This window comes from Luteimicrobium sp. NPDC057192, from assembly GCF_042670205.1.
GTDB lineage: Bacteria > Actinomycetota > Actinomycetes > Actinomycetales > Cellulomonadaceae > Luteimicrobium.
In genome coordinates this window covers 1-6656 of record NZ_JBHUWD010000066.1, presented here as the reverse complement: position 1 = coordinate 6656, position 6656 = coordinate 1, and the positions used below count along the sequence as shown (strand labels likewise).

Below are 6656 nucleotides of genomic sequence, written 5' to 3'. Positions count from 1 at the left end.
AGAACGAGGCGCCGGGCCTCGTTCTCGGCGGAAACCCTCGTCCTCGGCGTCCGCGTTCTGGAGGGCTCGGCTACTGGCCGCCCATCCCGGTCGTCGCGACGCTCTGGACGATGCGGCGCTGGAAGATCATGAACAGGACGAGCAGGGGGAGCGCGGCGATGATCGCCGACGCCATGTTCTGCGCGTACTGCACGCTGTAGGCGTTCTTGACCGTCGAGAGGCCGACGGGCAGCGTCATGAACTTCGGGTCCGTCGTCACGATGAAGGGCCACAGGAAGTTGTTCCAGGCCCCGATGAACACGAAGATCGCGACAGCGACGAGGATCGACCGCGAGAGCGGGAGCACGATCGTCCAGAAGAGCCGCCACGGGCCGGCGCCGTCGATGCGGGCGGCGTCGATCAGCTCGGAGGGGATCGCGTCGAAGAACCGCTTGAGGATGAACACCATCACGGGCGCCACGATCTGCGGGAGCACGATGCCCGCGAACGTGTCGACGAGGCCGAGGCTCTGCATCTCCTTGAACAGCGGGACGATGAGGATCTGGCCGGGCATCATGATCGACGCGACGGTGAGCGCCTGCAGGAGCCCGCGGCCCTTGAACACGGACTGGGAGAAGGCGAAGGCCGCCATCGCGGAGATCAGCACCGTCAGCGCGGTGACGAGGACGGCGACGACGAGGCTGTTCCCCATCCAGCGCAGGAGCTCGCTGTTGTCGAGCACCGAACGGTAGGCGTCGAGCGTCCAGCCCATGGAGGGCCACCACGAGGCGGGCAGCGCCGCTTCGGCCTCGTGCTTGAAACTCGTGACCGCGCCCCACACGACGGGGAGCAGCCAGATCGCCGCCATCACGACGAGCAGCGCGAGCACGCCTGCACGCACCCAGGGGGACGGCCCGATCGTCAGCCGGGTCAGGGCTCGGTTGTCGGCCTTGGTCCGCTGCGCCTCCGCGCGGCGGCCGGCCACCATCTCTGCGACGGACACGTCAGGACTCCTTCCGGGTCGGCACGAGCCGGACCAGGGCGAACACGAGGATCAGCGCGAAGAACACGTACGAGATCGCCGACGCGTACCCGAGCCGGTAGTTGGTGAACCCGGTGTCGTAGATGTACTCGAGGATCGGTCGGGTGCTCCCGTTCGGGCCGCCGCCGGTCAGCAGGTAGATCTGGTCGAAGACCTTGAGCGAGCCGATGATCTGGAGCAGCACGATGACCGCTGCGATGTTGCGCAGCTGGGGGAGCGTGATCGAGAAGAGCCGGCGCCACGCGCCCGCGCCGTCGATCGTCGCCGCCTCGTAGAGCGTGTGCGGGATGCCTTGCAGCGCGGCGAGGAACAACAGGAAGTTGAAGCCGACCGTCCACCAGACCGTCACGAGCACGATCGAGTACATGGCGACGTTCTGGTCGCTGAGCCAGCCGACCGGCCCGAGGTGGAGCTTGGCCAGGGCGACGTCGAACAGGCCGATCTCGGGCTGGAAGAGCCACGTGCTCAGCGAGGCGACGACGGCGCTCGTCAGCAGGAACGGCGCGAAGAACGACATCCGCCACACCCACTGGCCAGGGAGGCCGGTGTGTACGAGGAGCGCCATGACGAGGCTCACGACGACCAGCGGGACGACGCTCAGCAGCGTGAACACGACCGTGTGCCACAGCGTCGCCCACACCTGGGGGTCGCCGAGCGCCTCGACGTAGTTGCTGAAGCCGACGAAGTGGCTGGCGGTGCCCGTCAGGGCCTGGTCGGTGAAGCTCATCCAGAGGCCGTAGATCGTCGGCCAGAGGAGGAAGAGCCCCGCGGCGATCGCGAACGGGGCTACGAAGACGTATCCGGACTTGTCGCGCTCGCGCAACGACTTCCGGGTGGAGGATGCCGCGGCGCTACCGGGTCGTGTCTTCGACGCGCGTCGGGTCCGGGAAGGGGAGCCCGTCTCAGGAACGGGAACGGTGGAGATGCTCGAGGCGTTCATCGTCGTCCTCTCGATCAGGCGGGGTTGGGCTGCGAGAGGAAGAAGTTCATCTCGTGGAGCATCCGGTCGACGGTCTTCTGGGGCGAGGCCTTGCCCGAGTACGCGTCCATCAGTGCGCCGCCCACGCGGTTCTGGAAGTCGGAGCCGGCGCCGGTGAACCACACGTTCGGGTCGAAGACCGCGGTCTCGGCCGCCGGGGCGTAGTCCTTCTGCGGCGAGAGCTTCTGGTACGCGGGCGTCTGGACGATGGGCTGGAAGGCGGGGATGTGGCCCGCGTGCGCCCAGGTCAGGCCTTGCTTCACGATGCCGGCGAGGACCCGGTAGGTCGCGGCACGTCGAGCCGGGTCAGGGTGCGCCTGCTTCGGCAGGACGAACGAGTGCGAGTCGGCGTACGTCGCGGGCGTGCCGAACATCGTCGGCATGGGCATCGCGCCGAGGTCCGGCAGGGCGCCCTGGAGCGTGGGCAGCTCCCACTCGCCCGAGAAGAACATCCCGGTGCGCTTCGTCATGAAGCGCCCCTCGGCCGCGCCGCCGTCCTGGTTCCTGGCGGCGATCTTGCCGTCGAGCATCTCCTGGAGGAACTCGAGGACCTCGCTCGCGGCCTTGTCGTCGAGCTGGGCCGACTTGCCGGGCGTCAGCTCGTAGGCCGCACCCGTCTGGCAGTAGAGCCCCCAGAACATGCGCCAGCACCCCGCGGTGTCGTTGAGGTAGCCGAACGACACGCCGGTCTCGCCCGTGGCCTGGGCCAGCGCCTTCCCGGCGGCGAGGAAGCTGTCGGTGCTGTTGACGTCGGCCAGGTGTCCGTCCGTCACCGTCAGCCCGGCCTTCTTGGCGATCGCGGGGTTGAAGAAGGCGATGAACGGGTGGGTGTCGAGCGGGAGGGCGTAGAGCTGGCCGTTGAACTGCGCCTTCTTCCAGACGGCGGGCGCGTAGTCCTCCTCGCGGATGCCCACCTTCGCGAGCTCGTCGAGGTCGAACGGCTCGAGCAGGCCGCCGGGCGCGTAGCCCGCGAGGCGAGACAGGTGCATGACGGCGGTCTCCGGCGGGCGTCCGCCCGACGACGCCATCGCGAGCTTGGTGTAGTAGGGCGAGCCCCAGGCGAGCGTCACCGAGTTCACGGCGATGTCGGGGTTGGCCTTCTTCACCGCGGCCATCATCGTCTGCATGTTGGCGCCGTCGGAGCCCGTGAACAGGTCCCAGACGGTCACCGACGCCTTGCCCGACGCCGAGGCGCCCGAGGTCGCGCACCCGGCGAGCGCGCCGCCGATGGCGATGCCCCCGGCGCCGATCAGCGCCGCTTGCAGGAGCTGGCGCCGGCTCATGCCGGAGCCCGGTGATCCGGGAGGGACGGTTGCCCCGGTGGTCTGGCGCGCGGCCGACGCGCTCGTCCGGGCACGTGTCCATCTGGTGTGGTGGGTCATCTTCGACCTTTCTGGTGCAACGTTGCGCTCCAACGTGGGACCACAATGGACTAGACAAGGTCGCGCGTCAACCAGTAGGAGAAGCCTGTGCGGCGACGAGGCGGCGCGACGTGGGCGAAAGGGTGACAACGATGACAGACGGCGATGGTGCACCAGCCGCTCGCGGGCCGGGCGGAGGGCCGGATCCGGCCGGGCGATCCGGTCGGCGGGTGGGCATCAAGGACGTGGCGGCCGCTGCGGGGGTGTCCTGGAAGACGGTCTCGAACGTCGTCAACGGCACCGGGCGCGTCGGTGCCGCCACGCGCGAGCGGGTCGAGCGGGAGATCGCGACGCTCGGATACCGGCCGAACATCGCGGGCCGTCAGCTGCGCAGCGGGCGCACCAACACCCTGGGCCTCGTCGTCCCCTGGGTGCACTCGCCCTACTTCTCGGCCCTGGCTCATCGCGTGATCGACGCGGCGTCGGCCCGCGGGTTCCGGGTGCTGATCGAGGAGACTCGCGTCGAGCGGGACGCCGAGCTGCGCGTGGCCCAGGGCTTCCAGGTCCACGCGATCGACGGCATCATCTTCTCGCCCCTCGCGATCGGCCCCGCCGAGATCGACGAGGTCCGGGGCGAGACGCCGATGGTCCTGCTCGGCGAGCGTGACAGCCCAGGTCGGGCGGGGGTCCGGCGGACCGACCACGTGAGCATCGACAACGTCCTGGCGGCCCGCGAGGTCACGGAGCACCTGTTGAGCACGGGTCGCTCCCGGTTGGCCTTCCTCGGCGCGGACCCCTCCCCGGACAGCGCCGGAGAGGAGACTCGGACGCTGCGCGTCCAGGGCTTCCTCGACGCGCACGCGGGCGGGGTCGGGGACCCTGCGCCGTCGCCCTGGATCCTCCCGGTGCAGGAGTTCTCGCGGCCGGCAGGCGCGCGCGCGATCGAGGAGATGCTGCCGCGCATCGGCGCGATCGACGGCCTCGTCTGCGCCAACGACGAGCTCGCGCTGGGCGCTCTCTACGCGCTCCGGACCAACGGCGTGCGGGTCCCGCACGACCTGGCCGTGACCGGCTGGGACAACATCGAGGACGGGCGGTTCTCCTCGCCGACCCTCACCACCGTCGCGCCCGACGTGCAGGCCATCGCCGAGGCCGCGGTCGACCGCGTCGTCCGGCAGGTCGAGCACGCGGGACGAGAAGACGGGCCCCCGCGAGCGGTGGAGGTGGTGGTCCCGCACCGCGTGCTGGTGCGGGAGAGCAGCCGCGACCTGGCGGCTGAGGCCGCCACGGTGTGATTCAACGTTGCACTTTCGGACGCTCGCATGTTGAATGACCGGGCACTGTCGTCACACGCAATGGAGCACGCGATGTCCGTCCTCGACCGTTCCGACCCTCCGTCTGCCCCGGCCGGGCTCGACGTCCCCCGTCCCGAGTACCCGCGGCCGCAGATGGTCCGCGACCGGTGGCTCAATCTCAACGGCGCCTGGGAGTTCGAGATCGACGCCGGGGACTCCGGCCTCGAGCGCGGCTTGCGCGAGCGCGCGCTCAGCGGCACGATCACCGTCCCGTTCGCACCCGAGACCGAGCTCTCCGGCGTCGAGGACGTCGACTTCCTCGAAGCCGTCTGGTACCGGCGTGAGGTCACCGTCCCCGCGGACTGGTCCGCCGTCGGCGACGACGTCCACGTGCTGCTGCACTTCGGCGCCGTCGACCACGACACGACCGTGTGGGTCGACGGGACCGAGGTCGTGCGCCACCGTGGCGGCTTCACGCCGTTCACGGCCGACCTGCACGGGCTTGCTACCCCGGGCGACACCGTGACCGTCGTCGTGCGGGCGCGCGACCCGCGCAACGGTCCCCAGGCCCGCGGCAAGCAGGCGACCTTCTACCAGAACACCGACTGCCACTACACGCGGACCACCGGGATCTGGCAGACCGTCTGGCTGGAGCCCGTGCCGGCGGCGTCGCTCCGCCGCCCCCGCATCACCCCCGACGTGGCGAGCAGCGCGTTCGACGTGGTCGTCCCGCTCTCGGCCAACCGGCGCGGGCACACCGTCACGGTGACGCTCACCGACGACGACGGCACGGTCGCCTCGGCCACCACACGCGCCGACCTGGACCTTGCGCCGTCGGTGCGGCTCGTCGTGCCGGAGGAGCGCCGGCGGCTGTGGGGGCCGGGCGAGCCGAACCTCTACGGCGTCGAGATCGGGCTGCACGACGCGTCGGGTGCGGTCGTCGACTCCGTGCGCTCGTACGCCGGCCTGCGCTCGGTCGCGATCGAGGGCAAGGCGATCCGCATCAACGGCGTCCCGGTCTTCCAGCGCCTCGTGCTGGACCAGGGCTACTGGCCCGAGTCGCTCATGACGGCGCCGTCCGACGCGGCGCTCGTCCGCGACATCGAGCTCGCTCTCGAGGCCGGCTTCAACGGCGCGCGCCTGCACCAGAAGGTCTTCGAGGAGCGCTTCCTGTTCCACGCGGACCGGCTCGGCTACCTCGTCTGGGGCGAGTTCGGCGACTGGGGCGCCGGGGGCTTCGGCACGCCGCAGGACCACCAGCGGCCCACGACGTCGTTCGTGACCGAATGGCTCGAGGCGCTCGAGCGCGACCACTCGCACCCGTCGATCGTCGGCTGGTGCCCGCTCAACGAGACGCACCAGGACCTGCACGACCGGATCACCGTCCTCGACGACGTGACGCGTGGGATGTTCCTCGCGACGAAGCTCGCCGACCCGTCGCGCCCGGTCCTGGACGCGAGCGGCTACTCGCACCGTGTCCTCGAGAGCGACGTGTGGGACTCCCACCACTACGAGCAGGACCCCGCGGTCTTCTCACGAGACATGTCCGGGCTCGCCGAGGACCGGCCGTTCACGAACGACAACGAGCGCGGCCCGATCTCCGTGCCGTACCGGGGGCAGCCCTACTTCTGCAGCGAGTACGGCGGGATCTGGTGGAACCCGGAGGAGGCAGCGGGTGGCACCGGCGACGACCGGAGCGAGTCCTGGGGCTACGGCCAGCGCGTCGCGGACGAGGAGGAGTTCCACGCCCGCTTCGCCGGCCTGACCAACGCCCTCCTCGGCGACCCCCTGATGTTCGGCTACTGCTACACGCAGCTCACCGACGTGTTCCAGGAGCAGAACGGCATCTACCGGTTCGACCGCAGCGAGAAGCTCGACGTCAAGCGCGTGCGCGCGGTGCAGGAGCAGGTCGCCGCGTTCGAGGCCGCGGAGGACTGACCAGCCCGCGTCGAGCACGAGCGCTCCGCCGAGCACGAGGTCCGGACGCTCGTGCTCGGCGG

5 protein-coding genes are annotated in these 6656 nt (G+C 70.3%); 2 read left to right on the top strand and 3 right to left on the bottom strand.

Annotated elements, in window-relative coordinates:
• Positions 1 to 70 precede the first annotated feature (70 nt).
• The 3 genes from ACFT5B_RS19360 to ACFT5B_RS19350 are packed head-to-tail and all read right to left on the bottom strand — an operon-like array spanning position 71 to position 3283.
• Positions 71 to 982 carry a carbohydrate ABC transporter permease gene (locus ACFT5B_RS19360; RefSeq protein WP_386800821.1) on the bottom strand — a complete coding sequence of 304 codons (912 nt, stop codon included), beginning with the start codon at positions 980 to 982 and terminating at the stop codon, positions 71 to 73.
• 1 nt (position 983) lies between these two features.
• The gene (locus tag ACFT5B_RS19355) at positions 984 to 1961 is read right to left on the bottom strand and encodes a carbohydrate ABC transporter permease (protein WP_386800820.1); all 978 of its coding nucleotides are present in this window, start codon (positions 1959 to 1961) and stop codon (positions 984 to 986) included.
• Positions 1962 to 1975: 14 nt separating this feature from the next.
• Positions 1976 to 3283, bottom strand: a complete 1308-nt coding sequence (locus ACFT5B_RS19350; RefSeq protein WP_386800819.1) for an extracellular solute-binding protein — start codon at positions 3281 to 3283, stop codon at positions 1976 to 1978.
• A gap of 308 nt (positions 3284 to 3591) precedes the next feature.
• Between ACFT5B_RS19350 and ACFT5B_RS19345 the strand changes: the two genes are divergently transcribed.
• Entirely contained in the window at positions 3592 to 4656 is a 1065-nt protein-coding gene (locus tag ACFT5B_RS19345) for a LacI family DNA-binding transcriptional regulator (protein ID WP_386800818.1), read from the top strand.
• Between the two features lie 72 nt (positions 4657 to 4728).
• Positions 4729 to 6594 carry a glycoside hydrolase family 2 protein gene (locus tag ACFT5B_RS19340; RefSeq protein WP_386800817.1) on the top strand — a complete coding sequence of 622 codons (1866 nt, stop codon included), beginning with the start codon at positions 4729 to 4731 and terminating at the stop codon, positions 6592 to 6594.
• Positions 6595 to 6656 lie beyond the last annotated feature (62 nt).